Below are 26,510 nucleotides of genomic sequence, written 5' to 3' on the forward strand. Positions count from 1 at the left end.
CGTGCTTGATGCTGTTGGTTTGGTTCGAGTTGTTTCTTTGTATATTCAATCGCATCAGTTGATTTGGGATTCGAACTAGTTTTGCACCCTGGCGGTTCTAAAGTTCCGCATCCCCGTATGATTACAGACATTTTGGGTGGTGCTGCGCTTAACGCACATCGGTGGGTTTTCAACCCGGGATTGACTCTCGTCATCGTCTTTCCACATGCGACAATTCGACTCATGTATGGCGAGGCGACTCCAGCTTGGCGAAATCTTGGCGAGGGTGTGTCTTTCGAGTCGCACTCTCGCCACGTGCGTGACGCGTTTGACTCATGTGACGTCGCATCGCGCGTGATGAAAAGTTTTCGATGCGTACGTTTCAGGCAAGCTTCGGCAAATAATGTCACCGTTCGACAGATCGAACCGAACGGAGCATTCTCGCATGTTGTCCGATGGACAAGCTCGTCCCAACGCGACCGCCGATGTTTCCGCAGCGGCGAAACCGCCTGCGGAGACGCGCGATGCCAGAGACAATGCGGGGCCGACGGCCAAGCCTTTTGCAAATACCCAGTCTTTTGCAAATACCAAGCCCACTGCAAATACCAAGCCTGCCGCGAATACCAAGCCCGCTGCGAGCACCAAGCCTGCGTCGGCAGCAGCGAGCGATGAAACTCTGGCGAAAGAGGCGCTCGAGGGTCTGAAGCGTATTCGCGCCAAGGCGCGCCTCGACAAGATGGCAATCTCCAAGCCTACGCCCATCGTGATCAAGCCGGCCGTGATCGTGGCCAAACCGCCGCCGCCGCGCCCGACATGGGTCGTGCCGCTCGCGACATTGGCGGTCGCTGCGATCCTGGTCGTCTGTGCCTGCACCGGCGTGATCGCCTATCTCACCACGCAGCCCGCCCAGAGCAACGTCGCGGCCAATACTGAGATCAGGAACCTGCGCGAGACGGTGGCGCAACTGCGCAGGCAGGTGTCGGGCGTGTCCGACAATCTCGACGGCCTGCGCACCGCGGTCGATCAATCGAGCAAGGCGACCAATGACCGTTTTGGCCGGTTTGGCGAAAATCTGGATCGCATCGAACGGGTGAGCTCGTCCTCTACGGTGAAGCTCGACAAGCTTGCCCAGGTGCAGGCCCAGGCTCCGGCGCCCGTCGCCACACAGCCAATGCCAATGATGGCCTCGGCCGCTACGCCCGAGATCACGGGATCGGTAGCACCGTCCGAGCGCATCTCGGCGCCGCGCAAGACGGTCAAGGGCTGGTCGGTCCGCCAGGCCTATGAGGGGATTGCGATCCTGCAAGGCCCGAACGGCGTCGTCGAGGCGGTGTTGGGACAGCAGGTGCCCGGCCTGGGCCGTATCGAGGAGATCAAAAACGAGAACGGACGTCTGGTGGTCGAGTCCAGCGGGGGCGTCATCTATTCGTCACGCAAGGCCACGCCCTGATCGAGGGCCACTTCTATTTGCGGTGATGCTCGAAGCTGGTGCATAGCAGATCGACCTCCGCCTCCGCGATCGGCGCCCGAAACAGGCGGCAGCTGAACTCGGCCGTCGTCCTGCTGTCCGTGGTGGTGCGATCTTCGCGGAGGAAGATGCATCGCTTGCAGACGTCGGTATGGTGCCGCTGTTCGGCCGCGTCCGACTGATCCAGCACGTGGCGGAGCGCGTCGCGGAAGCTGACCTTCGCCTCGCCCTCGAGCACGGCGATGGCCTCGACGAGGACGTTGACGGGGTCGCGCACCAGGAACTTCTTGCCCTGTTGTGTCACGCTCAGCATCACCGACCGCTTGTCCTGGGCCGAGCGCTTTCGCTCGAGATATCCGAGCCGCTCCAGCTCGCCGATGATGAACGAGGCGGTACCACGCGTCGTGCCGACGTAACTCGCGAGCGCCGACGGCGTCCTGGAAAACCGGTTGGCGCGGGAAAGGAAACGCAGCGCCATCCACTCGCGGTCACGCAAGCCGTGCTTGGTGCCTTCGAACCACAGGATCCGGGCGACCTGTTCCAGCAGTTCAATCGATTCGCGAGCCAAGTTCATTTCAATTCCAGGTCGGTAAATCTTAATTCAATTGAGCTTTTGGTAGCGCAATCCGGGCGGCGGATAATGAGGATCCCCAAAGAGGTGGAACCTTCCGGTCGTGGAACTAGAGCGTCGCGAAGAAAGTTCGAGTAAATCGCCCGGCTCAACTCTTCTGAAAATTTCAGTCAAATGACCGCGGAGTACGCGCAAATTCCGATAGCGTGGGATGTGCGTGCAACATGATGTGTCGTTGCGACCACCGCAAAGCCCATTTATTGCGTGATGCGCGTCGAATCGCGCGAGCAGGCGGATCGGCCGCAACTCGGGCCGGCGGAAAGGGGCGCGAGGGAACCACCGTTTGCGGTTAATGGATGTTGCGTTGCAATGCGGCCAGGCGGTTAAATCGAAATAGGATCGAGCCCGGGAATGCCAGAGTGTCGTCCGCGATCGAGCAAGTGAAGCCGTTCAGCGTCAAGCGCGCAGCATTGGCCGCCACCGTCGGCAACATGCTCGAATTCTACGACTTCATCACCTACAGCTTCTTCGCCATCCAGATCGGCCATACCTTCTTCCCGACGGGAAGCGAGTACGGCAGCCTGATGCTGTCGCTGGCGACTTTCGGCGCCGGCTTCGTGACGCGGCCGATCGGCGGAATCGTGCTTGGGATCTATTCCGACCGGATCGGCCGGCGGCCTGCCATGCTGCTAAGCTTTGCGCTCATGGGGCTATCAATCCTGACTATCGCGCTCACGCCGTCCTATCAAACGATCGGCCTTGCAGCGCCCGTCATCGTGATCGCGGCGCGTATGGCGCAAGGCTTTGCTCTGGGCGGGGAGGTTGGACCGACCACCGCCTATCTGATCGAGATCGCTCCGCCCGAGCATCGCGCGCTGGTGGTGGCCTGGCAGCCGGCCAGCCAGGAGATCGCCGCGACCGCGGGCGCGCTCGTCGGCGTCATCCTGAGCAGGACGATGGCGCCGGAGATGCTCGACGCCTATGGCTGGCGGGTGGCGTTTCTGATCGGGGCGGTGTGCCTGCCGTTCGGCTTCTGGATGCGCCGGACGCTGCCCGAGACAATCCCGCAGGCCGAAGCCGGTGCCGGCACCGTCGAGCACACCGGTCATCTTTCGCAGGCGAGACGGCACCTTGGCATCATCGGACTTGCGTTGATGATCCTGGCAAGCGGCACGATCTCGACCTACGTCACCCAATATATGACGACCTATGCGCAGAATACGCTGCATGTGTCGTCGACCCTGGCTTTCACCGTGTCGCTGGTCAGCAACGGCATCCAGTTTGTTGGCGCGCTGGTCGGGGGCTGGCTGGCGGATCGTCTCGGTCGCAAGCCGGTGATGATCTGGCCGCAGCTCGCAACGCTGCTGCTGACCTACCCGACCTTCTTGTGGATCGTCCATGCGCCCGGCGCGTTGTCGCTCCTGGTTGGTTTCGGTGTTCTGTCCGTCATCGGCTCGCTGCCGTTCACTGCGTTCTACGCGACCTTCACCGAGGCGCTGCCCCAGAACATCCGCGGCGGCGTGTTCGCGACCGTCTACGCGGTCGCGATCGCCAGCTTCGGCGGGACGGCGCAGCTCGTGGTCACCTGGCTCCTCCACGTCACCGGCAATCCGCTGGCGCCGGCCTGGTACCTGCTGCTTGCGGCGATCGTTGGACTTGTCGCGATGAGCCTCATGCCCGAGACTGCGCCGGTGAAACAGCGTCAGACCAAGATCTGAAAACAAGCCCCGAAAGTGGCGCGCTCGCAGGCTGGTGATTTGCGTTTCACCGGCAATTATTGGCGAATGCGCGCCTGAAGGATCAGGGCCGCGCATCAGGAAGGATTAACCGATGAGTATCGAAACCACCATGACATCCGACGTCGTCGGGCTGACCAAGGTCGCCCCGGTCTCGCGCCGCGGATTCATGAGCGCCACCGCGGCCGTCGCCGCCGGCTACACGCTTGCGGCCGGGCCCGTGCGCGCCGAGGCGATCACGACCGACACCAGTGGCCTCCAGACCGGGGACGCCAAGATCAAGGTCGGTTCCGAGGAGATGCCTGCGTATTTCGCCCGCCCCGCCGGCGACACCAAGGCGCCGGTGATCATCGTGGCGATGGAGATTTTCGGCCTGCACGAATACATCAAGGACGTGACGCGGCGCCTTGGCAAGCTCGGCGCGTTCGCGATCGCGCCCGACTACTATTTCCGTAAGGGCGTCGATTTGACCAAGGTCACCGAGATCAAGGACCTGCTGCCGATCGTCAATGCCAAGCCGGACGCCGAGCTGCTGTCCGATCTCGATGCGACGGTGGCGTGGGCGGGATCGCAAGGCGGCGACACCGGTAAGCTCGGCATCATCGGCTTCTGCCGCGGCGGGCGCACAGTCTGGGAATATGCCGCTCACAGCGGCAGCCTCAAGGCCGGCGTCGCCTTCTACGGTCCGCCGGTCGATCCAGCCAATCCGCTGTGGCCGAAAAGCCCGATGCAGCTCGCGCCCGAGATGAAGGCACCGGTGCTCGGCCTCTATGGCGGCGCCGATACCGGCATTCCCGTCGCCCAGGTCGAGCAGCTCAAGGCAGCCTTGGAGCAGAACAAGAAGACAGCCGAGTTCAAGATCTATCCGGAAGCGCCGCACGGCTTCCATGCCGACTACCGCGGCAGCTACCGCAAGGACGCCGCAGAAGATGCCTGGAAACAGGCGCAGGCCTGGTTCAAGAAGTATGGCGTCCTGAGCTGACGCTGATTTTAGAAGGGCGGCCCGAGCGGCCGCCCTTCTATTTCAAGGCGTCGATCTCACTTCACCATCGCGCCATAAACGATGTCCTGAACCTGTTCGCGATAATATTTCCGCAGCTCGCCCGGCGCCGCCGTTCCCACCACGACCACGAGACGCTCCTTGGGGTCGCAGAAGAATTGCGTTCCGTACGCGCCATTCCAGGTGAACTCGCCGGGATTGCCGGGGACTGACGACAATCCCTCGCTGGTGCGGACCGCGACTGCGAGGCCAAAGCCGAAGCCGGCGCGATGCGGCTCGATGTTCGCCACGTTGTTCTTGATCTCCGGGCCGAGATGATTGGTCGTCATGTGATGCACGGTCCTGGGACCGAGGATGCGCTGGCCGTCGAGGTCGCCGCCGTTGAGCAGCATCTGTCCGAAGCGGATGTAGTCGCCGACGGTCGCGAACGAGCAGGCGCCGCCACAGTCGAATTTTGTCGGCGTGTCCAAAAGCTTGATGGCTTGCGGCTTGCCGGTAAGCGGATCGTTGGCGAACGGGCGGGCGAGGCGAGGGCGCTGTGGGTCGGTCGGGTGGAAGGTCGCGTCCTTCATGCCGAGCGGCTGCCAGACGTTGGCGGCGAGATAGTCGCCGAGCTTCTGCTCGCTCACCTTCTCGACGACGGCGCCGAGCACGTCGATCGAGAAACCGTATTCGAACTCGGTCGAGGGCTGATGCGCCAGCGGCAGCTTGGTGATGCGATCGATGAAGGCCTGGGTGTCACCTTCGATCGCTGGCGCGGTGCCTTCCGGATATTGCCGCGCCACCGGGCTCGCGCTGTCCGGGCGGCCGCCGTACATCAGGCCAGACGTGTGTCGGTACAGGTCATGAATGAAGATCGGTGATGCCTGCGGTTCGAGCTTCAATGAACCGTCGGCCTGCTGAACGCCGACCTTCATGTCGGCAAAGCCGGGATAATAGTCGGACAGCTTGGCCTGGAGCGGCAGCTTGCCCTGCTCCATCAATGTCAGGCCCGCGACTGCGGCCATCGGCTTGGTCATCGAAGCCAGGGCGAAGATCGCGTCGATAGGCATAGGCGTGCCCTTGTCCGGATCCAGCATACCGTAGGCCTTGTAGTGCACGAGCTTGCCGTCACGGGCGATCGCGACGACCGCGCCGGGGACGCGCTTGGCGGCGATCTCACGTGCGAAGAAATTGTCGAGCCGTGCAAGGCCTTGTTTCGAGAAGCCGGCGTCGTCTGGACTAGCTTCGGGCAGCGGTGCGGCGCGTGCTGCGCCGAACGTGATGGCGGCAGCGGTCGCGGCGATCATGGCGATGTTCTTCATGGAATCCTCCCAAGCTCGGGCTCGTTATGCATTGGCCCGCTCAGTGATTAGATCACGACCGCACCGGCGCGAAGTCAAGCGCGGCAGGGCATGTCTAGGACGCCGGGAATGCCGGAGCCCTATCCTCGTTCCCCCGCTTGCCACAACGCCTCGAGGGCGTGGCGGTAGGTCGGATAAGCAAGCGTGACGCCGAGCTCGCGCTTCATTTTCGCGTTGGAGACGCGGGCGCTGCTCGCATAGAAGCTGCGGGCCATCGCCGACATCTCGGCGGTCTCGAACGGCTCTTCCGCCGGCGGTGCAACGTTCATCAGCTTCGCCGCGTAAGCGATCACGTCCTGCGGCGGCGCCGGCTCGTCGTCGCAGACGTTCCACGTGCCGCCGCTCGGGTGATGAATCGCGGCCATGATCGCGCTCGCGATGTCGTCGACGTGGATGCGGTTGAACACCTGTCCCGGCTTGATGATGCGCCGGGCCGTTCCAGCGCGCAGCGTCACCAGCGCGTTACGGCCGGGGCCATAGATACCCGCGAGCCGCAGGATCGCGGCGTCGCCACCGGTCGTGTCGGTCCACGCCTGTTCCGCCGCGACCCGCATGCGCGTGCGGTCGAGGTCCGCCTTCGGCGGCGTGCTCTCATCGACCCAGCCGCCGGCGTGACCACCATACACGCCGATCGTGGACAAATAGATGATCTTGCGCTCGCCGCCCGCCGCCAGCAGGCCGGAGAAGGCCGCGATTGCGGGATCGCCGGCGCTGTCGGGCGGGATCGAAACGAGAAGGGCATCCGCGTCTCTCATGCGTTCGATCGTCTCGCGTGCCGGACTGCTGCCGGAGAAAGCATGCACCTCGACGCCGGCGAGAGCGCCCCGCTGCGCGGGATCGCGCACCGTGCCGGCGATATGCGAGAAGCGGCCACCGAACAGGCGGACGAAGTGCTGCGCACTGTAGCCGAGGCCAAGGATAAAGAGCCGCATACATCTTCCTTGCAGGTCGGAGTTCCCGTTCGCGCCGCAGCGCGCCTCCGCTCATAAGAGATTTTTGGGTCCGGCAAAAGATATTGCAATTTGTCTCGTCCGCCTGTGCAGGCGATGGTCGCTCGTCGGGAGGGACGTATAGATCATGCAGGCAGAAGCGCCCGCCATAAGGCCATGTGACGCCGCCGAGCTGATCCGCCGCGCCGCCGCGCTGATCTTCGACGTCGACGGTACCTTGGCTGAGACCGAAGAGCTGCATCGGCAGGCCTTCAACCATGCCTTCGCCCGCCACGGTCTCGACTGGCAATGGGACCGGGCCGTCTACAAGGATCTGCTGCGGGTTACAGGCGGCAAGGAGCGGATCCGCGCCCACCATGAAAGGCTGAGGATCGCCGCGCCATTATCGGATGTGGACATCGCGGAACTCCACCGCATCAAGACCGCGCATTATGCCGAACTGGTCGAAACCGGCTGCTGCCCCTTACGGCCCGGGGTGACGGATCTCCTCGCTGCTGCCAAGGCGCGCGGCCAGCGGCTCGCGATCGCGACGACCACGTCGCACGGCAACATCGATGCGCTGCTGTCGCAGGCTTTGGGAAAGCGCTGGGCCGCGGATTTTGATGCGATCGTCGCCGGGGATGATGTGCCGCACAAAAAGCCTGCGCCGGATGTCTATTTCGAGATCCTGGTGCGGCTGAAGCTCAACGCACCCGACTGCGTCGCGATCGAGGATTCCGCCAACGGGCTGATCGCAGCCGCGCGGGCGAACATTCCCGTGCTCATCACCAGAAGCATGTTCTTCCGGGACGACAATTTTAGCCAAGCGCGGGTCGTGCTGGATGACCTGTCTGGGCTCGGGGTGAAGCGCCAAAACAAAAAAACTGAAAAACAACCCCATGCACAGTAGAATGTGTCTGCGGGCCGAGTGCCCTCAATGGACGCGGTGGCTCGCTCTATCGTCCTCAGCTTGCTCGACAATTTGCGCGATCGGGCTGGACTGATGGTGCACCAGGCGCCAGTCGTCGCCGACGCGCCGAAAATGGTTGGCCGCAGCCAATGCCGTGCCGTCGACGATCTCAATGCAGAGCACGCGCGCGCTGTCGCCATCGACGATGGCCTGCGGTTCCGCGCAGACGATCTGCGGCCGTTCCGGACTCTGCAGGATGTCGCGCCAGCTTCCGATCACCGTGGCCCGGCCGATGATGGCCGGCCAGCCGGGATGAATGCAGGAAATGGCGTCATCGTCCGCCCACATCCGCTCCATTTCGTCGAAATCGCCAGTCGAGAAGGCGGCGTAGAACGCTGCGTTCGCGGCGATCACCTTGGTGTCCTTTGCCATGCCTCTCGGGTGGGGCAATGACAGGCAAAAATCAAGCAAGACTTCCGTCGACTTTCCGTTCGCTCTGGACCGCAATGCAGCATTGCTGCCGGTTTTGTGGTCACACCGAGACCAGGGTCTCCACCGCACGCCGCGCGCCATCCTTGTAGAGTCGGCCGAGCGCCACGGTCACGGCCTCGCGCAGGCGCGGCTCCGCGCCTAGCGGCCCGAACACTTTCGCGACGCCGAGCAGCGCGGGCGCCAATCGTTCGGCGATGGGACCTGCCTCGCGCGCCAAATCGGCGAACTCGGCGGCGAGCGGATCGCGCACGTCGATGGTGCGGCCCTTCTCGTCGAGGCCGCTGACGTAGCGCATCCAGCCGGCCACCGCGAGCGCATGCGTCGCGATCGGCAGGTTCCTGGCGAGACGATCCTGGATCGCGCCGAGCAGCCGCTGCGGCAGCTTTTGCGAGCCATCCATCGCGATTTGCCAGGTGCGGTGATGCAGTGCCGGATTGGCGAAGCGCTTGAGCAGCGAGGCGCGATAGGCGGCCAGGTCTGCGCCTGATGGCATCGTCAGCGTCACCGCGGCCTCTTCCATCACCTGCGCGGCGAGGCGCGCGAAATGCGGATCCTGCATGGTGTCGGCGATGGTCTCGTAGCCGGCGAGATAGCCGAGATAGGCCAGCGCCGAATGGCTGGCGTTGAGCAGCCGCAGCTTCATCAACTCGAACGGCTTGACGTCGTTCACCAGTTCGACGCCGGCGGCGGCAAGGTCGGGCCGGCCTGCCGTAAAGCGATCCTCGACCACCCATTGCGTGAACGGCTCGGTCATGACCGGCCATGCGTCGTGCAAACCGAGTGCTGATGAAACCGCATCGCGGTCACCATCCGTCGTCTCCGGCACGATGCGGTCGACCATGGTCGAGGGGAAGGCCGCGGTATCCGCGATCCACTTGCCGAGATCCTTCGAGCGTAGCGCGGCGAATTGCGTCACGATCCGCTGTACGGTGTGGCCGTTGGCGGCGAGGTTGTCGCAGCTCAGCACGGTGAAGGGCGGGGCGCCCAGGGCCCGCCGGCGCGCCAGCGCGGCCACGATGAAGCCGGGAGCCGAGCGCGGCGCGTCGAAATTGTTGAGGTCGTGCACGATATCAGGATGCCGCTCGTCGAGATCGCCGGTCTGCGGCGTGTGGCAGTAGCCCTTCTCGGTGACGGTGAGGGAGACGATGCGAATGGCGGGATCGGCCATTCGCTCGACCAGTCGTGCCGGGTTCTCGCGCGCGACCACGCTGTCGAGCAGCGCACCGATGATGCGGTGTTCGGTGCCTTCGGCTGCACGGACGGCGACCGTATAGAGATGATCCTGCGGGGCGAGGGCGTCGCGTGTGTCAGGGCTGCGCAGGCTGGCGCCGACGATGCCCCACGAGGTGGCGCCGGCCGCAAGGCAATCATCGATGACGACGGCCTGGTGGGCGCGATGAAACGCGCCAAGGCCGAGATGCACGATGCCGGAGGTGACGCGCGAACGGTCGTAGGCCGGGCGGCGAATACCTGGTGGCAGCCGATCGAGATTGGCGCGGCCAAGGCGCGTTGGATCAAGGCGCATGGTCGTCTCTCCTCTTGTTTGGCCGCTGCTTGACATGGCGCCTATCCTCGGTCAATGCTGCGGTCAATTGGTAAGACCAATTTTCCAAAATTGGCGGGCCGCGGGCAGCGAGAGCTGCCGGCATGACCCTTTCGGGAGGACCAGCGTGCCGCTGGAAGCTGTGGAGGCGAGACGGCTTTATCGCCAAGTCGCCGATCAATTGCGAAGCCTGATCGACAGCGGCGAGTACGCGGTCGGCAGCCGCTTGCCGACCGAACGCGAACTCGCCGAGCAGCTCAGGATTTCCAGGCCGACGGTGCGCGAAGCCCTGATCGCGCTCGAAGTCGAGGGCCGCCTCCGCATCCGCGTCGGTTCCGGCATCTATGTGATCGAGCCCGCGGCGGTTGCGGCGACCGCGCCTGCTTCCGTCATCGAGGGCCCGTTCGAGCTGCTGCGCGCCCGCGAGTTCCTGGAAAGCGCCATCGCCGAAGAAGCCGCGCGCGTGGCGACGAAAGACGACGTTGCCCGCATCGATGCGTCCCTTGTCGCGATGGGGAATGTAGAACACCCCGGCGAAGCCTCGATGGTCCACGACCGCGCCTTCCACGTCGCGATCGCCGGCAGCCTCGGCAATGCCGTTCTGGTCCGTGTGGTCGGCGAGTTGTTCGACCAGCGCCTCAATCCCTATTTCGCGCAGCTTGCGCATTATTTCGAGAGCCCGGGCACGTGGCGCACTGCGCTCGACGAGCATCGCGCGGTGCGCGACGCCATCACCGCACACGATCCTGAAGCGGCTCGCGACGCGATGCGCGATCATCTCGCGCGATCCCAGGAGCGCTTTGCGCAGAACTTCGGCGCCGAGAAAGCGGCAGCACCGTCTTCCGGGCGCACTGCGCGATCGACGGCAAAGCCGTCAAAACCGGAACGTGCGCCGAAGAAGAAGCGAGCTGAGAGCAGCAGTGCGCGACAGCGATGACATTGTGCAGCCCGCACCCGCGTTGGGGGCGGGCTGACAAGAAGCAGATTTAAAAGAAGCAGACTTGAAAGATGGAGGAAAAGTCAGTGTTGAAAAAGATGACAATGGTGCTGGCGGTCTCGGCCGCGGCGATGATTGCTACGACTGGCGCCGGCATGGCGCAGACCAAGCTCAAATGGGCCCATGTCTACGAGACCTCGGAGCCGTTCCACACCGCGTCGGTCTGGGCCGCGCAGGAGATCGGGAAGCGCACCAACGGGCGCTATGCGATCGACGTCTATCCGGCCTCGCAGCTCGGCAAGGAGGCCGACATCAACCAAGGCCTTTCGCTTGGTTCGGTCGACATCATCATCTCCGGCTCGAGTTTTGCCGCGAAGAGCTTTCCGCCGATCGGCGTCACCTATTATCCCTACACCTTCCGCGATGCCGATCATCTGCTCGCCTACACCAAGAGCGACATCTTCAAGGAGCTCACCAAGGGTTATGAGGACAAGAGCGGCCACCACATCGTCGCGGTGACCTACTACGGGGTGCGCCAGACTTCGTCGAACAAGCCGATCAAGACCTGTGCCGACCTCAAGGGCCTGAAGATGCGCGTGCCCGACGTTCCCGCCTATCTGGCGATGCCGCGCGCCTGCGGCGCCAACACCGCGCCGATCGCGTTCGCCGAAGTCTATCTGGCGCTCCAGAACGGCACCGTCGAGGCGCAGGAGAACCCGCTGACCACGATCGAGGCCAAGAAGTTCTACGAGGTGCAGAAGCACATCGTGCTGACCGGCCACATCGTCGACCATCTCAACACGGTGGTGGCCGGCGCGCTCTGGAAGAAGCTCAGCGATGAGGACAAGAAGATTTTCACCGACGTCGCGCAGGAGGCCGCCGCCAAGGCGACCGCGGAGATCAAGCAGAACGAGGCCAAGCTGGTCGCCTTCTTCAAGGAGAAGGGCCTGACCGTCACGGAGGTCGACAAGAACGAGTTCCGCGACACCGTGCTGAAGAACGTCGCGTTCGAGACGTTTGGCTATCGCAAGGCCGACTGGGAACGCATTCAGGCGGTGAAGTGACGACGTAGTCGTCATCCCGGAGCGGTCCGCAGGACCGAACCTCAGGTGCGCAATTGCGCACCTGGGAATCTCGAGGTTCCGGGTCTGGTGCTGACGCACCATCCCGGAATGACGTGATCAGTTTGAGGAGCAACCCATGTCCACCGCCGAAACGCACCGGCAGATCACCGCGGACGAGATCGCCCACACCTTCGAGGAAGAGGCGGCGCCGAAGGTCGATCTCGGCATCTACGCTTTTGAGGACTGGGTCGCGCTGGCGATTTTCTGGGTGATGGCGCTTGCCGTCTTCCTCCAGTTCTTTACCCGCTATGTGCTCAACGATAGCTACGCCTGGACCGAGGAGATCGCGACCTACTGCCTGATCGGCGTGGTCTTCATCGGCTCCTCGATGTGCGTGCGGCTGTCGCGGCACATCCAGGTCGACCTGCTCTATCGCTATCTGCCGCACCTCGTGGCGCGCGCATTGTCGACGGTGATCGACCTGATCCGGATCGCCTTCTTCGGCTACGCTATCAAGCTGGTCTGGGTCTACATCCAGATCATCGGCGACGAATCCATGACCACGATTAATCTTCCCAAGGACTACGTCTACTACGCGGTGCTGCTCGGCTTCGTGCTGATGTTCGTGCGCTCTCTGCAGGTGGCAGTGCAACATTTGCGCCAGGGCTATTCGATCCTCGAGCGTCCCGGCGCCTACGACGGTTTTGAAGGGTAATTTTATGCTGCTGCTGCTTGGAGGCTTCCTCATCCTGATGCTCCTCGGCGTTCCCGTGGCCATCGCCATGGCCGCGTCGTCGCTGCTCTACATCCTGGTCAGCGGCGTGACGCCCGACGTCACGCTGGCGCAGCGCATGATCGCCGGCGTCGAGAGCTTTCCGCTGCTCGCCGTGCCGTTCTTCATCCTGGCCGGCAATCTCATGAACATCGCTGGCGTCACCGGGCGCATCTACAAATTCGCCGTCGCGCTGGTTGGCTGGATGCGCGGCGGCCTCGGCCACGTCAACATCATCGGCTCGGTGATCTTCTCCGGCATGTCCGGCACTGCGATCGCGGATGCCGCCGGTCTCGGTACCATCGAGATCAAGGCGATGAAGGATCACGGCTACTCCACGGAATTCTCCGTGGGCGTCACCGCGGCCTCCGCCACGCTCGGGCCCATCATCCCGCCGTCGCTGCCTTTCGTGATCTACGGCATGATGGCGAACGTCTCGATCGGCGCGCTGTTTCTGGGGGGCGTCATTCCAGGCGTTGTGCTGACGCTGCTCATGATGGCCACCGTCACCTACTTCGCGCACAAGAACAAATGGGGCAGCGATACGCCGTTCTCCTGGCCGCAATTGGGATCGGCGGGGCTTGAGATCGTCGTAGTATTGAGCTTCCCGATGGCCGTCTGGCTTCTGACGGTCGCCGGTCTCTCCACCAATTGGGCAGTTGGTCTTGGCCTATTCGCGCTGCTCGCGATCGACTGGTACTTCGATTTCTCCGCGGTAATGGCGCTGATGGCGCCGGTGATCCTGATCGGCGGCATGACGCTCGGCTGGTTCACCCCAACGGAGGCCGCGGTCGCCGCCGTGATCTGGTCGCTGTTCCTCGGCCTGGTACGCTACCGCACCATGACGTTGAAGACGGTAGCGAAAGCGACGTTCGACACCATCGAGACCACCGCGTCGGTTCTATTCATCGTCACGGCGGCCTCGATCTTCGCCTGGTTGCTAACCGTGTCGCAGGCAGCCCAGATGCTGTCGGACTGGATGCTCAGCATCACCCACAACAAATGGGTGTTCCTGGCGCTCGCCAACGTCCTGATCCTGTTCGTCGGCTGCTTCATCGACACCACGGCCGCGATCACCATTCTGGTGCCGATCCTGTTGCCGATCGTGCTCAAGCTCGGCATCGACCCGATCCATTTCGGTCTGATCATGACGCTGAACCTGATGATCGGCCTGTTGCATCCGCCGCTCGGCATGGTGCTGTTCGTGCTCGCGCGCGTCGCAAAGCTCTCGGTCGAGCGCACGACGGTGGCAATCCTGCCCTGGCTGGTGCCGCTGATGCTCGCGCTGATCGCGATCACCTACATCCCCGAATTGACCCTCTGGCTGCCGAAATACATGGGACTTTCCAAATGACCTCAACTGCTCTCGCCGCAACCCTGTTTGGCCCCGAAGATCTGCGCATGGTCGAGCATCCGCTCGACAAGCTCGCTGAAGGCATGGTGCGCCTCCGTTTCGGCGCCGGCGGCATCTGCGGCTCGGACATGCATTATTTCCGTCATGCCCGGACCGGCGATTTCGTGGTGAAATCGCCGCTGGTGCTCGGCCACGAGATCTCCGGCGAGGTCGTGGAGATCGCGGGCTCCGCGGCGAACCTGAAGGTCGGCGACCGCGTTGCCGTCAACCCGTCGCGCTGGTGCGGCCATTGCGGCGCCTGCCGCCAAGGCCGGCAAAACCTTTGCGAAAATATCTACTTCATGGGCTCGGCCTCGAAGACTCCGCACATGCAGGGCGGCTTCGCCAATTATTTCGACGCGATTCCGGCGCAGTGCGTGAAGATCCCCGATCATGTGTCCTATCAGGCTGCGGCGCTGGCCGAGCCGCTCGCGGTCTGCCTGCACGCGGTGGCACGTGCCGGCAACATCGAAGGCAAGCGCGGCATCATCTTCGGCGCCGGTCCGATCGGGCTTCTGACCATGCTCGCCGCGCGCCGCGCCGGCATGACCGACATCACGGTGGCCGACATCGCACCGGCGCCGCTGGCCTTTGCGACCCGGCTCGGCGCTTCTCACATCGAGAATGTCGCGGCCGGCGAGGAAGGCCTGAAGGCGCAGGCCGCGTCGAGCCCCTACGATGTCGCTTTCGAAGTCTCGGGCACGGCTGCAGGCCTTGCCAGTGCGATCGGTATCGTCAGGCGCGGCGGTGTTGTCGTACAGATCGGCAATTTGCCGGGTGGCCAGATTCCGGTGCCCGCCAATGCGGTGATGGCCAAGGAGATCGATTTGCGCGGCTCGTTCCGGTTCGGGCTCGAGTTCATGACGGCGGTAGAACTGATCGCGGACGGCAGTGTCGACGTGCTGTCGCTGGTGACCGCCGAGCGGCCGCTGTCCACCGCGCCGGACGCGCTGCGGCTGGCGCTCGACCGCTCGCAGAGCGTCAAGGTCGTGCTGACCGCGAACTGATCGGAGAAAATGGGCATGATGCTTGAGGGATGGCGCTGGTACGGGCCGGATGATCCGGTCTCGCTCGATGATGTCAGGCAGGCCGGGGCGAGCGACATCGTCTCGGCGCTGCATCAGGTGCCGATCGGCGAAGCCTGGACACGCAAGGCGGTCGAGGAGCGCAAGAACTTTATCGAGAACGGCCAACCCGGCCGTTCGCAGCTGACCTGGTCGGTGGTGGAATCGATTCCGATCCCCGACGACGTCAAGCGTCTCGGGGCCAAGGCGACGCGCTCGATCGAGACGTGGATCGCCAGCCTGGAGGCGGTTGCCGCCGCCGGCATCAAGATCATCTGCTACAACTTCATGCCTGTCGTGGATTGGTGCCGCACCGATCTGGAATGGGAGCTGCCGAACGGCGCCCGCGCCATGCGCTTCGACCAGGATCGCTTTGCTGCGTTCGAGCTGCACATCCTGAAGCGTCCCGCCGCTATCCAGGAATACTCATCCGAGCAGCAGGCCCGCGCGAAAAAGCTGTTCGACCAGATGAGCCAGGCCGATATCGACTATCTCGTCATGGTCATCGCCAGCGCGCTGCCGGGCTCGACCACCGAGCCGATGACCATTCCGCAATTCCGCGACCGGCTCGAAACATATCGCGACGTCACGCCAAAAATTCTGCGGCAGCATCTCGCCGAGTTTTTGGGCCGCGTCACGCCCGTCGCCGAGCAGCTCGGCGTTTCGCTGACGCTGCATCCGGACGACCCGCCGCGCCCGCTGTTCGGCCTGCCGCGCGTCGCGTCCAGCGCCGACGACTATCAGGCGTTGTTCGATGCCGTGCCGTCGAAGGCGAATGGTATCTGCCTGTGCACGGGGTCGCTCGGCGTGCGCGCCGAGAACAATCTACCCGCGATGGCCGAACGCTTCGGTCCGCACATCGCCTTTGCGCATCTGCGCGCGACCAAGCGCGAAGCGGATGGTTTGTCCTTCTACGAGTCCGATCATCTCGACGGTGACGTCGACATGGTCGCGGTGCTGAAGGCGCTGCTGAAGGAGAACGCGCGGCGTTCGCCCGACCGGCAAATCGTATTCCGGCCCGATCATGGCCATCGCATGCTCGACGATCTCGCGGCGACCAAGCGCACCAATCCGGGCTACACCGCGATCGGCCGCCTCCGCGGCCTCGCCGAGCTCCGCGGTGCGATCCGCGCGATCGAGCATCGATAGAAGCCAAAACTCTATCCACACCGTCATAGCGAGCGCGGCGAAGCAATCCAGAATCCCTCCGCGGAGAGACTCTGGATTGCTTCGCTACGCTTGCTATGACGCGGAGGGAGAGGTGCCTCGTCTCAACCTTGTCCTCTTAAGCGGGAAGGCAGAATACGTCCCGGGCACGCGCACAGATTGTCAAAGTTCCAGCCATATGCGAAGGTAGCGCCATTCCGTTTTCGATCGACGGATTGCAGCAATAAGCCATTTAGGAGCTTGATGTGAGCATTCTGGTCGAACTCCCTCCCGATCAATATGACCGGCGGGCATTTGCAAAATTCAACGAGACATCAACCGGCTTTGATCTCGACATCGCTCGCGCGATGATGTGGATGTCGCAACTCGCCTACGAGACCCATGTGCCGGACACCATCAATAGGATCTCTCCGTTCTGGGATCTGTCCGGTGTCAAGCTGCTGAGCCAACCGGCGCATTCGACGCTGCCGCTGACCGACACGCGCGGGATCATCGCGAGCAAGGGCGACGCAACCATTGTCGCCTTCGCCGGCACCGACCCGCTTCATCTCCTGAACTGGGTCAGCGATTTCACGCTTGGCCGACCGAAGGCGCCCGTGCACCAGGGGTTCGTCGATGCGGCGGCGGCCGTGTGGGACGGCGTGAAGAGCGCGCTGGCGGCAGCGCTGGCGCGCAAATCACCGATCTTCATCACTGGGCACAGCCTCGGCGCCGCGATCGCGGTGGCAACGGCGGACTTCGCGCGGGAGCAGCTCCAGCTCGCGGATGCGCAGATCTATCTTTACGGTTGTCCGCGCGTGGGCCGCGACGATTTCGTCGCCCTCTACAACGGTACGTTCGGCAGGACGACCTATCGTCTCGTGCACGGCACCGACATCGTCCCGACCGTGCCTCCGCCTGGGCTTGGCTTTCATCACGTCGGCCGTTATCTCGCCTGTGCACGCGGCGCCAAATTCAGCGCCAGCCAGCTCACGACGAATGTTGGTTCGGATGAGCCAATGGCGAATGCTGGAATTGGTGAGCAGGTCCGCAATCTCCTCAGCGGCGTATCCGAGAACACGCGGTCGGATGTCGTCGGCAGGCTCACGGTGCTGCTGCCGGCGGGGATCGGCGATCACCTGCCCGATCGTTACTGTGCCGCGCTGACACCCGCCTAGACTTCGGTTTTGATGCGTTTTCTTCACGTGAACCGGTCCACTTCGCCCGAAAACGCGCTAGTAGCAAGCCGCCATCGCTCCGAGCTTCGGATAGAGCCGGTCGATCGCGGCGATCTCGCTTTTCATCTGCGCGGTGATCCAGTCGCGGATCTCGGCGGCGATGGGACGCATCGGCCGGTTGCGCGGTGGCAGGAATTCGCAGATGCGGCGTGTGGTGGTGAGCGTGTCGGAGGCCGGCACCAGCGCGCCGGTCAACAGCCAGTGCGAGGCGACCGTCAGCCAACCGAGCGCGATGCCCTGGCCGAGCAGGGCGGCCTGCATCACGACGGCATAGTCCGTGAAGCTCAGCGCCTTGGCCGCACCGCGGCGCCCGGTGAGAAGCGATGCGTAATCCGCGGCCCAGTCGCCCGGCGTCTCGGCGAGCCGAATGATGGTGTTGCCCTCGGCGGGATCGGTTTCGCCGAGATAGGCAGGACTGCACATCGGCAGCATGACCTCCTTCATCACCAGCGTGCCGCCGGATGACGGCTCCTCGCGATCGCGGAAGCGCATGCCAAGATCGACATTTTCCACCGGACCGCGCAGCGCGCCGGAGATCAGTTGAAAGCGCAAATCGACCTGAGGGAATTGCCGCTGCAGCTTGTCGATGCGCGGCATCAGCCAATGCGTGGTGAAGGCGGAGGAGACCGACAGCGTCACCGTCTCGGTGCCCTTGCGGCGCCGCTCGATCTCGACCAGCCCGCTCTCGATGCTGCGAAAGCCTTCGAGCACGCGGCGATACAAGAGTTCGCCTTCCTCGGTGAGCACGGCGCGTCCCGCCTTGCGGTCGAACAGGCGGACGCCGAGATGGTCCTCGAACTGACCCAGCATCCGGCTCACCGCAGGCTGGGTGACGTTCAATTCGGCGGCCGCAGCCGTGAAGCTGCCATTGCGCGCCGCTGCGTCGAAGACGAACAGGGCGTTACTTGAGGGCAGCATCCGGCGCAGCTCGGGCATAACACCATGTTATGAGCCGGGTGAGAATTTGGCAATTGCCGAGTTTTGCCAAGTCTGGTGTCATCGACATGACAGCCTAAAGACAGGGCTCGCGAGCGAAGAAGTTGGTGCGGTGCACGCTTCGACCGTAAGTGCTCAAATGTCCTGTCTATAAAGCAGGCTTATGGCGCGCAGTGAGGCACGCCATGTAGGGACATGGCGAGGTCGATCGTTGGACAAACGAGCGGAAAGCGTCGAGATCAGATCCGCGAGCAAGGCCTATGGCGCCGTTCGCGCCCTCGACGACGTGTCCCTCAATGTCGCGGCCGGCGAGTTCGTCTCGCTGCTCGGCCCCTCCGGTTCCGGCAAGACCACGTTGCTCGGCATCCTTGGCGGCTTCATCTTGCCATCGAGCGGAACGATCCTGTTCGGCGGCCGCGACGTCACCTGGATGCCGCCGCACAAGCGCGACATCGGCGTCGTGTTCCAGAACTACGCGCTGTTCCCGCATATGAGCGTCGGCGAGAATGTCGCCTTTCCCTTGCGCGCGCGACGGCTGCCGAAGGCGGCCTGGCCGGATAAGGTGCGCGCGGCGCTTTCGATGGTCGGCCTCGCCGGCTACGAAGAGCGCGGTATCGCGCAACTCTCCGGCGGCCAGCGCCAGCGCGTGGCGCTCGCACGCGCCATGATCTTCGAGCCGCGGCTGATCCTGATGGATGAACCGCTGTCCGCGCTCGACAAGCAGCTGCGCGAATCCATGCAGATCGAGCTGCGCACGCTGCACAAGCGCATCGGCGCCACCATCATCTACGTCACCCACGATCAACGCGAAGCGCTGACCATGAGCGACCGCGTCGCCGTGATGAAGGACGGCAGGCTGATCCAGATCGACGCTCCCGAGCGCCTGCACGATCATCCCGCGGATTCCTTCGTCGCGAGTTTCATTGGCGAGGCCACGATGCTTCCCGTGCGTCGCGTCGACGCCTCCAGCGTTGCGCTCGGCAATGTCCTTCTGCGCAGCGCCCGGGCCATTCCCGACGGGGACGCGCTGATGCTCGCCGTGCACAGCGAAAAGCTGCTGATCGACGACGGCGCGCCGGACAACGCCTGCAATCGGCTGACCGGCACGGTCACCGACATCGTCTATCAGGGCGAGAGCCTGCGCATCTTCCTGGCGCTCGCCGATGGCATCGGGCTCAGCCTGCGCCAGGCGAGCTATCATCAGGCCTACAGCCGCATCCCGCCGCTCGGCGGCAGTCTCACCGTGACCCTTCATCCCGAGGACACCATCGTCGTGCCCAGGGTGAGGGACTGAACCCAAGCCTTGTCCAACCGAGAGAAGAAGCCAAAAAATGTCGTCAACAGCCTCGTTCAGCAATTTCAAGGTTCTCACCTTCGACGTCGTCGGCACCTTGATCGACTTCGAGACCGGCGTGCTCTCCGCGGTGCGCAGGATCTCGGGCAAGTCGCCGGCCGAGCTCAGCGATGACAAGATCTTCGAATCCTACAAGCGCGGTCGCGACAAGCACCACGAGCGTTCGAGCGAGGTGATGTTTCATGTCTATCGCTATCTTGCCAAGGAGCTCGGGCTACAGGCCGATGACGCCTCCTGCGACGTCTTCCAACTCGCGGTGCTGCGCTGGGGACCGTTCCCGGACTCGGTCGAGGCACTCAAACGCCTGCGCACGAAATTCCGCCTGGTCGCGATGACCAATGCCGACCGGGTCGCGCTCTCCTGTTACGCGCATGCGCTCGGCAATCCCTTCGACGATACCGTGTGCGCCGACGAGACTGGCGTTGCGAAACCCGATCCGGAGTTTTTCGCGTACAACAAGGGACGCCAGTCCGCTTTCGGTTACAAGCAGTCCGATATCCTTCACGTCGCGCAGAGCCAGTATCACGACATCGGGATCGCGCGGAAACTCGGCTACAAGGTGTGCTGGATCGAGCGTCGTCAGGGCATGGCCGGCTTCGGAGGCACACCGGCCGTGGAGACGCTGACCAAGCCGGACTTCCATTTTCCGACCTTGAAAGCGCTTGCCGATGCGGCCATCGGGCCGGCGGCGTAGGGCATGAGCGGTGGCATGACACGGGACCGGAACGCGCTGCCATCGGCCAACTCGCTGTGGGCAGCCACGGCCGAGCCCGCGCGCGAGTTTCCGGCTCTGTCAGGCGAGCACCAGGCGGATGTGGTGATCATCGGTGCGGGCTATACGGGCCTGTCCGCTGCGCACCACATCGCCAAGAGCGGCCTTTCGCCGATCGTGCTCGAGGCCAATCGCCCGGGCTGGGGCGCGAGTGGCCGCAATGGCGGCGTGATCACCGCAAAGTTCCGCCTCTCGTTCCGCGAGATCGACGCCGTGCACGGCCGCGCCATGGCGCAGCGCATGTACGGGATCGCGCATGAATCCACCGATATTGTCGAGGAGCTGGTCTCCGAATTTGGCATCACCAGTGCCGCGTTGACGCGCACCGGCCAGGTCAAGGCCGCCCACAACGAGACGACGCTGAAGGCCGCGATCGACGAAGCCAACTGGATGAAGCGCGAGATGGGCGATGCGGAGGTCCGCATCCTCGACAAGGGGAAAGTGCGCGACGAGACCGGCTCCGGCATCTTCGTCGGCGGCGTGCTCAATCCCGGCTCCGGCGGCATCCATCCGCTGAATTATCTGCGCGGCCTTGCCGATGGCGTGGCGCGCCGCGGCGTGAATATTTTCCAGGAATCGCCGGTCGTAAGGCTCCGGCGCGACAACGGCGGCATCGTCGCCGAAACGCCGCAGGGCGCGGTGCGGGCGAAACAAGCGATCATCGCCACCAACAGCTATTCCGACCTCACTGGCGCGACCGCGAACATGCAGCGCACGCTGATCCCGTTCCGCAGCGCCATCATCGCGACCGACAAGCTGCCGCGCAACCTCGCGGGAAGCCTGATGCCGACCGGGCGCACTTACACCGAGACCAAGCGCATGATGCGCTGGTTCCGCATGGTCGACAACCGCGTGATTTTTGGCGGCCGCGGCGCGTTCGGCAAGCAGGATTCGGAAACCGCCTTCGACGCGTTGCGCAAGGCGATGGTCGGCATCTTCCCGGATCTCGCTGACCTCCCGCTCGCCTACAAATGGTCGGGCCTGGTCGGGATGACGCTGGACTCGGTGCCGCATATCGGCCGGCTCGACGACCGCACGCTGTTCTCGATGGGCTACAACGGCGCGGGCGTGGCGATGTCGAGCCTGATGGGCCGCTATCTCGCCGCCTTCGTGCGCGGCGAGACGCCAGATGTCGGGCTGCTCGACGCGCGGCGATTGAAAGACATCCCGTTCTATCCGTTGCGCGAGCCCGCCGTCCGCATGGTCGCCGGCTGGTACCAGTTTCTCGATGCGATCGGTCAATGACGTTTAATTGGTGACAGAGGAGGCGAGGATGATGACGAAACGAGATATTCGATTTGGCTACGCGCTGTTGGGCGGATCGCTCGGATTGTTCGCAACAACCGGCATCGCCGCCGCTGCCGAACAGATCACCTTCGTCTCGCAGGGCGGCGCCTACCAGCAGGCGCAGACGGTGGCGATTCTCGATCCCTCCGCCAAGAAGCTCGGCATCACCATCAACCAGGACTCCATTCCCGATGCCTGGCCCGCGATCAAGACGCAAGTCGGCAGCGGCAAGCCGATCTGGGACGTCGTGGATACTCCAACCGGCTATTGCCTGCGCGGCGGCGAGCAGGGGCTGATCGAGAAACTCGATTTCTCGAAGATCCCTAACGCGGCGGCGATGCCGGAGGCTTATCGCAATCCCTATTCGGTGTCGTACGAGTTCTATTCCAGCGTGCTGGCCTACAGCCAGAAGACGTTCCCGAAGGATGCGCCGAACAGCTGGATCGATTTCTGGGACGTCAAGAAATTCCCCGGCCGCCGTGCGCTGCGCAACCATCCGATCGCCACGCTCGAGGCGGCGCTGATGGCCGACGGCGTCGCGCCCGACAAGCTCTATCCGCTCGACGTCGACCGGGCCTTCAAGAAGCTCGAAGAGATCAAGCCGCACATCACGGTGTGGTGGACCTCCGGCGCACAGTCGGCGCAGCTTCTCAATGACGGCGAGGTCGATATGGAGATGGCCTGGAACGGCCGCGTCAGCGCAGTCGCGAAGGAAGGCGCCAAGGTTGCTTTCACCTACAACCAGGGTGTTTTGCAAAGCACCTCGCTCTGCATCCTCAAGGGCGCGCCGAATCTCGAGACGGCAGTCAAATTTCTCAACGAGGCCGTCGATCCCGTGCACCAGGCCAATCTGCCGCTCAATATCGATTACGGCCCGGGCAATCCCAAGGCGTTCGATACCGGCGTGATCAAGCCCGAGCGCGCCGCCCAATTGCCGAGCGAGCCGGCCAATGCGGCCAAGCAGGCGCTGATGTCCTACGCCTGGTGGTCCTCGCCGGCCGGCGAAGCCGCCGAGAAGCGTTGGGCGTCGTTCATGCAGAAGTAAGCCAAGCGAGACCGCATTGACGAGATCCGTGCCAGATCCATCGCAAAAGCATCAGCGCCGCGAGCATGCGCTGATGCTGGCATTGGTATCGCCGGCGCTGCTGGTGATCTTGGCTCTGATCGTGTTGCCGGTCGGCTGGCTCGCCTGGCAGTCGATCTACGATGACGGCTTCACGCTGGAGAATTATCGCCGCGTCTTCACCGAAGACATCTACTGGCGCAGCTTTGCGCTGACCTTCGAGATCAGCCTCGCGGTCACGGGAATCGCGCTGCTGCTTGGCTATCCCGTGGCCTACCTCGCCAATTCGGTGCCGAAAGGATGGAGCATTCTCATCCTGTCGCTGGTCGTGCTGCCGTTCTGGACCAGTGTGCTGGTGCGCGCCTATGCCTGGCTGGCGCTGCTCCAGCGCACCGGCGTAATCAACCAGCTTTTGCGTTATCTCGATGTGACGAGCGAACCGCTCGCGCTGGTGCACAACACCTTCGGCACCGTGGTTGCGACGGTACACATCCTGTTGCCGTTCATGGTGCTGCCGCTCTATGCCACCATGCAGAAGATTCCGAGCGATCTCATGCAGGCCGGCGCCAGCCTGGGGGCGAGCCCGTCGCTCACCTTCGTCCGCGTCTTCCTGCCGCTGTCGCTACCGGGCGTGCTCGCAGGCTGCACCATGGTGTTCGTGCTCTGCCTCGGCTTCTACATCACGCCGGAACTGCTCGGCGGCGGCCGCACGGTGATGGTGTCGATGCTGGTGAGCCGCAATGTCGAGCTCTACAACCAGTTCGGCGCAGCGAGCGCGGTCGCCGTCGTGCTGCTCTTAAGCGTGCTCGCGATCTTCTTCGCCGTCAGCCGCTTCATCTCGCTCGATCGCATATTGGGGCAGAAATGACGCGATTGTCGCCCGCCCGGATCGCCCTCTATGTGATCAGCACGCTGGTGCTCATCTACCTCATCCTGCCGGTGCTGATTATCGCGCCGATTTCCTTCTCCAGCGCGCGCTTCCTGACCTTTCCGCCGCCGTCGTTCTCGCTGCGCTGGTATCAGCAGTATTTCTCCAACGCCGCCTGGATGCAGGCGACGCGGGTGACGCTGACCGTCGCGCTCCTGACCGTGGTGATCGCGACGCCGCTCGGCGTTGCCGCCGCCTACGCCATCAGCCAGTCGAAGCTGCGCATCATGCGCGTCATCCACATGGCGCTGCTGTTGCCGCTGGTGGTGCCGATCATCATCACTGCGGTGGGCATCTTCTTCCTCTATGCCAAAGTCGGCCTGGTCGCGACCCTGCCGGGCCTGGTGCTGGCGAACGTGATGCTGGGCCTGCCATACGTCATCATCTCGGTGCTGGCGGGTTTGCAGAGCTTCGACCCGGCGCAGGAGATGGTCGCACGCAGCCTCGGCATGAACCGCCTGCGCAGCTTCTTCGCGGTGACCCTGCCGCAGATCAAGTCCAGCGTGGTCGCAGGTGGCATCTTCGCCTTCATCTCGGCGATGGACGAGACCATCGTCGCGCTTTTCATCTCCGGCGGCCAGTATCAGCCCCTGACCAAGCGCATGTTCACCGCGCTCCGCGACGAGATCGACCCGACCATCGCCGCCATCTCGACGCTGATGACCGCGGCCTCGTTCATGCTGGTGCTGCTGGCAAGCGCGCGGCAGCGCAAAGGGGCATGACGGCAAGGGGGCCCGCTCCCAGGTCGACGTCCGAGAGAGGCATGGCTGCCGCCGCTATTTGCCGAAGAGGCATGACGAGGCCGTAATGCCGGGCAGCGGTTTCGGCCTTGCACCTTGTTTCCGGCTGTCCTACGCCAGCCCGGAACAAAATTTTCGCGAAGCTGCGAAACGCATTGCCAAAGCCTTGAGGGAGCCGTCATGACCATTCGCAACACCCGCACCGGGGGCCAGATCCTGATTGATCAGCTGGTCGCGCAAGGCGTCGAGCGCGTCACCTGCGTGCCGGGCGAGAGCTATCTCGCGGCGCTCGACGCGCTGCATGACAGCCCGATCGACGTCATGATCTGCCGCGCCGAGGGCGGTGCGGCGATGATGGCGGAGGCCTATGGCAAGCTCACCGGCCGCCCCGGAATCTGCTTCGTCACCCGCGGCCCCGGCGCCACCAACGCCAGCCACGGCGTCCACATCGCGATGCAGGATTCCACGCCGATGATCCTGTTCGTCGGTCAGGTCGACACCGGCATGCGCGAGCGCGAGGCGTTCCAGGAGCTCGACTACAAGGCGGTGTTCGGCACCATGGCGAAATGGGCGGTCGAGATCGATCGTCCCGACCGCATTCCGGAGCTGGTCGCGCGCGCCTTCCGCGTCGCCATGCAGGGCCGGCCCGGTCCCGTCGTGATCTCGCTGCCCGAAAACATGCTGACCGAGACTGCTGCCGTTGCGGACGCCATGCGGATCGAGCCGGCGGTGAGCTGGCCGGCGCCCGCCGATATCGAGCGCGTTGGCGCCATGCTTGCGAGCGCCAAGGCACCGCTCGTCATTCTCGGCGGCTCGCGCTGGACCGATGAGGCGACCAGGAGCATCGCGCGCTTTGCCGAGCGCTTCGACTTGCCGGTCGCGACCTCGTTCCGCCGGGCCTCGCTGATCGACGCCGATCACTCGCACTATGCCGGCGATCTCGGCATCGGCCCGAGCCCGGGCCTGAAGACGCGCATCGACAACGCCGATGTCGTTCTGCTCATCGGCGGCCGCATGTCGGAGATGCCGTCCTCATCCTACACGCTGCTCGACATTCCGGCCCCCCGGCAGAAGTTGATCCACGTTCATCCGGGCTCCGAAGAGCTCGGCCGCATCTATCAGCCTGAGCTCGCGATCCAGGCCACGCCCGCCGCGTTCGCGGCCGCGGTCGAGACGCTGAAGCCTGCCGGCGCAGTCGCCTGGAAGGGCGAAGCCGCCAAGGCGCATGCCGATTACCTCGCCTGGACCGAGAAGGCGCGCGAGCTGCCGGGCACGTTCCAGTACGGACAAGTCATGACCTGGCTGCGCGATCGCCTGCCCAAGGACGCGATCGTCTGCAACGGCGCCGGTAATTATGCCGGCTGGATCCATCGCCATCACCGCTTCCACAGTTTTGCGGCGCAACTCGCTCCGACGTCGGGCTCGATGGGCTATGGCGTGCCGGCCGCGGTGCTCGCGAAGCGGCAATATCCGGACCGCACCGTCATAGCTTTCGCCGGCGACGGCTGCTTCTTGATGAACGGGCAGGAATTCGCGACTGCCGTGCAGTACGACGCAGCCCTCGTCGTCATCGTCGTCGACAATGCGCAATACGGTACCATCCGCATGCACCAGGAGCGCGACTATCCCGGTCGCGTGGTCGGCACCCAGCTCAAGAACCCTGATTTCGCGATGTACGCAAAAGCGTTCGGCGGCCACGGCGAGCGCGTCGAGCGCACCGAAGAGTTCGCGCCGGCCTTCGAGCGTGCGCTCGCCTCGGGCAAGCCGTCGATCCTCCACTGCATCATCGATCCGCGGGCGATGTCGGTCGGCAAGGACTTTGCCCCTGCGGTGAAGGCTTAAGCG

General features: G+C 63.9%; 24 protein-coding genes. 18 read left to right on the forward strand and 6 right to left on the reverse strand.

Translation table 11 applies throughout. The features are described 5' to 3' along the window. The first annotated feature begins 424 nt into the window (after positions 1–424). Complete coding sequence (locus tag N551_RS0132750) at positions 425–1,429, forward strand: hypothetical protein (protein ID WP_027570501.1); 1,005 nt, start codon at positions 425–427, stop codon at positions 1,427–1,429. Between the two features lie 13 nt (positions 1,430–1,442). Here the strand turns inward: N551_RS0132750 and N551_RS0132755 are convergent, their stop codons facing one another. Next, the gene (locus tag N551_RS0132755; protein WP_027570502.1) at positions 1,443–2,021 is read right to left on the reverse strand and encodes a MarR family winged helix-turn-helix transcriptional regulator; all 579 of its coding nucleotides are present in this window, start codon (positions 2,019–2,021) and stop codon (positions 1,443–1,445) included. Between the two features lie 488 nt (positions 2,022–2,509). Between N551_RS0132755 and N551_RS0132760 the strand changes: the two genes are divergently transcribed. Continuing rightward, positions 2,510–3,736 carry an MFS transporter gene (locus N551_RS0132760; protein WP_245287901.1) on the forward strand — a complete coding sequence of 409 codons (1,227 nt, stop codon included), beginning with the start codon at positions 2,510–2,512 and terminating at the stop codon, positions 3,734–3,736. Between the two features lie 112 nt (positions 3,737–3,848). Continuing rightward, positions 3,849–4,736, forward strand: coding sequence for a dienelactone hydrolase family protein (locus N551_RS0132765; RefSeq protein WP_027570504.1), 888 nt, complete (start codon positions 3,849–3,851; stop codon positions 4,734–4,736). A 56-nt stretch (positions 4,737–4,792) separates the two neighbouring features. Here N551_RS0132765 and N551_RS0132770 read toward each other — a convergent pair whose 3' ends face one another. Next, the gene (locus N551_RS0132770; protein WP_027570505.1) at positions 4,793–6,058 is read right to left on the reverse strand and encodes a serine hydrolase; all 1,266 of its coding nucleotides are present in this window, start codon (positions 6,056–6,058) and stop codon (positions 4,793–4,795) included. A gap of 119 nt (positions 6,059–6,177) precedes the next feature. Continuing rightward, positions 6,178–7,029 carry an SDR family oxidoreductase gene (locus N551_RS0132775; protein ID WP_027570506.1) on the reverse strand — a complete coding sequence of 284 codons (852 nt, stop codon included), beginning with the start codon at positions 7,027–7,029 and terminating at the stop codon, positions 6,178–6,180. 145 nt (positions 7,030–7,174) lie between these two features. Between N551_RS0132775 and N551_RS0132780 the strand changes: the two genes are divergently transcribed. Beyond that, the gene (locus tag N551_RS0132780; RefSeq protein ID WP_027570507.1) at positions 7,175–7,936 is read left to right on the forward strand and encodes an HAD family hydrolase; all 762 of its coding nucleotides are present in this window, start codon (positions 7,175–7,177) and stop codon (positions 7,934–7,936) included. Positions 7,937–7,960: 24 nt separating this feature from the next. On the opposite strand, the gene N551_RS0132785 is transcribed toward N551_RS0132780, so the two are convergent. After that, a complete protein-coding gene (locus N551_RS0132785; RefSeq protein ID WP_027519831.1) occupies positions 7,961–8,368 on the reverse strand; it encodes a nuclear transport factor 2 family protein in 408 nt (135 codons plus the stop codon). A 100-nt stretch (positions 8,369–8,468) separates the two neighbouring features. Beyond that, the gene (locus tag N551_RS0132790; RefSeq protein WP_027570508.1) at positions 8,469–9,953 is read right to left on the reverse strand and encodes a mannitol dehydrogenase family protein; all 1,485 of its coding nucleotides are present in this window, start codon (positions 9,951–9,953) and stop codon (positions 8,469–8,471) included. A gap of 145 nt (positions 9,954–10,098) precedes the next feature. On the opposite strand from N551_RS0132790, the gene N551_RS0132795 reads away from it, so the two are divergent. From N551_RS0132795 to N551_RS0132825, 7 genes are all read left to right on the forward strand, one after another. Further along, positions 10,099–10,908: a FadR/GntR family transcriptional regulator gene (locus N551_RS0132795; RefSeq protein WP_027570509.1), complete on the forward strand. Its 810-nt coding sequence runs from the start codon at positions 10,099–10,101 to the stop codon at positions 10,906–10,908. A gap of 104 nt (positions 10,909–11,012) precedes the next feature. Next, a complete protein-coding gene (locus N551_RS0132800; RefSeq protein ID WP_035963484.1) occupies positions 11,013–11,972 on the forward strand; it encodes a sialic acid TRAP transporter substrate-binding protein SiaP in 960 nt (319 codons plus the stop codon). A gap of 136 nt (positions 11,973–12,108) precedes the next feature. After that, positions 12,109–12,687 (forward strand): TRAP transporter small permease, encoded by a 579-nt coding sequence (locus N551_RS0132805; protein WP_027570511.1) that lies wholly within the window; start codon positions 12,109–12,111, stop codon positions 12,685–12,687. Between the two features lie 4 nt (positions 12,688–12,691). Further along, positions 12,692–14,098 (forward strand): TRAP transporter large permease, encoded by a 1,407-nt coding sequence (locus tag N551_RS0132810; protein ID WP_027570512.1) that lies wholly within the window; start codon positions 12,692–12,694, stop codon positions 14,096–14,098. Beyond that, a complete protein-coding gene (locus tag N551_RS0132815) occupies positions 14,095–15,144 on the forward strand; it encodes an L-idonate 5-dehydrogenase (protein ID WP_027570513.1) in 1,050 nt (349 codons plus the stop codon). Before N551_RS0132810 ends, N551_RS0132815 begins: the two co-directional genes overlap by 4 nt. Before the next feature lie 15 nt (positions 15,145–15,159). Further along, on the forward strand, positions 15,160–16,350 hold the full coding sequence (gene uxuA, locus N551_RS0132820) for a mannonate dehydratase (RefSeq protein ID WP_081747980.1): 1,191 nt from the start codon (positions 15,160–15,162) through the stop codon (positions 16,348–16,350). 263 nt (positions 16,351–16,613) lie between these two features. Next, positions 16,614–17,525, forward strand: a complete 912-nt coding sequence (locus N551_RS0132825) for a lipase family protein (protein WP_027570515.1) — start codon at positions 16,614–16,616, stop codon at positions 17,523–17,525. Positions 17,526–17,582: 57 nt separating this feature from the next. Here N551_RS0132825 and N551_RS0132830 read toward each other — a convergent pair whose 3' ends face one another. Further along, complete coding sequence (locus N551_RS0132830; protein WP_027570516.1) at positions 17,583–18,521, reverse strand: LysR family transcriptional regulator; 939 nt, start codon at positions 18,519–18,521, stop codon at positions 17,583–17,585. Positions 18,522–18,732: 211 nt separating this feature from the next. On the opposite strand from N551_RS0132830, the gene N551_RS0132835 reads away from it, so the two are divergent. The 7 genes from N551_RS0132835 (at position 18,733) to N551_RS0132865 (ending at position 26,507) form a co-directional block, all read left to right on the forward strand. Further along, complete coding sequence (locus N551_RS0132835; RefSeq protein WP_027570517.1) at positions 18,733–19,815, forward strand: ABC transporter ATP-binding protein; 1,083 nt, start codon at positions 18,733–18,735, stop codon at positions 19,813–19,815. A 37-nt stretch (positions 19,816–19,852) separates the two neighbouring features. Beyond that, entirely contained in the window at positions 19,853–20,569 is a 717-nt protein-coding gene (locus N551_RS0132840) for an HAD family hydrolase (RefSeq protein WP_027570518.1), read from the forward strand. 15 nt (positions 20,570–20,584) lie between these two features. After that, entirely contained in the window at positions 20,585–21,892 is a 1,308-nt protein-coding gene (locus N551_RS0132845) for an FAD-binding oxidoreductase (RefSeq protein WP_027570519.1), read from the forward strand. A gap of 28 nt (positions 21,893–21,920) precedes the next feature. Beyond that, on the forward strand, positions 21,921–22,979 hold the full coding sequence (locus tag N551_RS0132850; RefSeq protein WP_027570520.1) for an ABC transporter substrate-binding protein: 1,059 nt from the start codon (positions 21,921–21,923) through the stop codon (positions 22,977–22,979). Between the two features lie 73 nt (positions 22,980–23,052). Then, on the forward strand, positions 23,053–23,865 hold the full coding sequence (locus tag N551_RS0132855; RefSeq protein ID WP_035963486.1) for an ABC transporter permease: 813 nt from the start codon (positions 23,053–23,055) through the stop codon (positions 23,863–23,865). Then, positions 23,862–24,647 (forward strand): ABC transporter permease, encoded by a 786-nt coding sequence (locus N551_RS0132860; RefSeq protein WP_027570522.1) that lies wholly within the window; start codon positions 23,862–23,864, stop codon positions 24,645–24,647. Before N551_RS0132855 ends, N551_RS0132860 begins: the two co-directional genes overlap by 4 nt. A gap of 198 nt (positions 24,648–24,845) precedes the next feature. Continuing rightward, positions 24,846–26,507 carry a thiamine pyrophosphate-binding protein gene (locus N551_RS0132865; RefSeq protein WP_027570523.1) on the forward strand — a complete coding sequence of 554 codons (1,662 nt, stop codon included), beginning with the start codon at positions 24,846–24,848 and terminating at the stop codon, positions 26,505–26,507. Positions 26,508–26,510: the final 3 nt, after the last annotated feature.

The sequence above is a fragment of the Bradyrhizobium sp. URHA0013 genome (genome assembly GCF_000518345.1).
GTDB lineage: Bacteria > Pseudomonadota > Alphaproteobacteria > Rhizobiales > Xanthobacteraceae > Bradyrhizobium.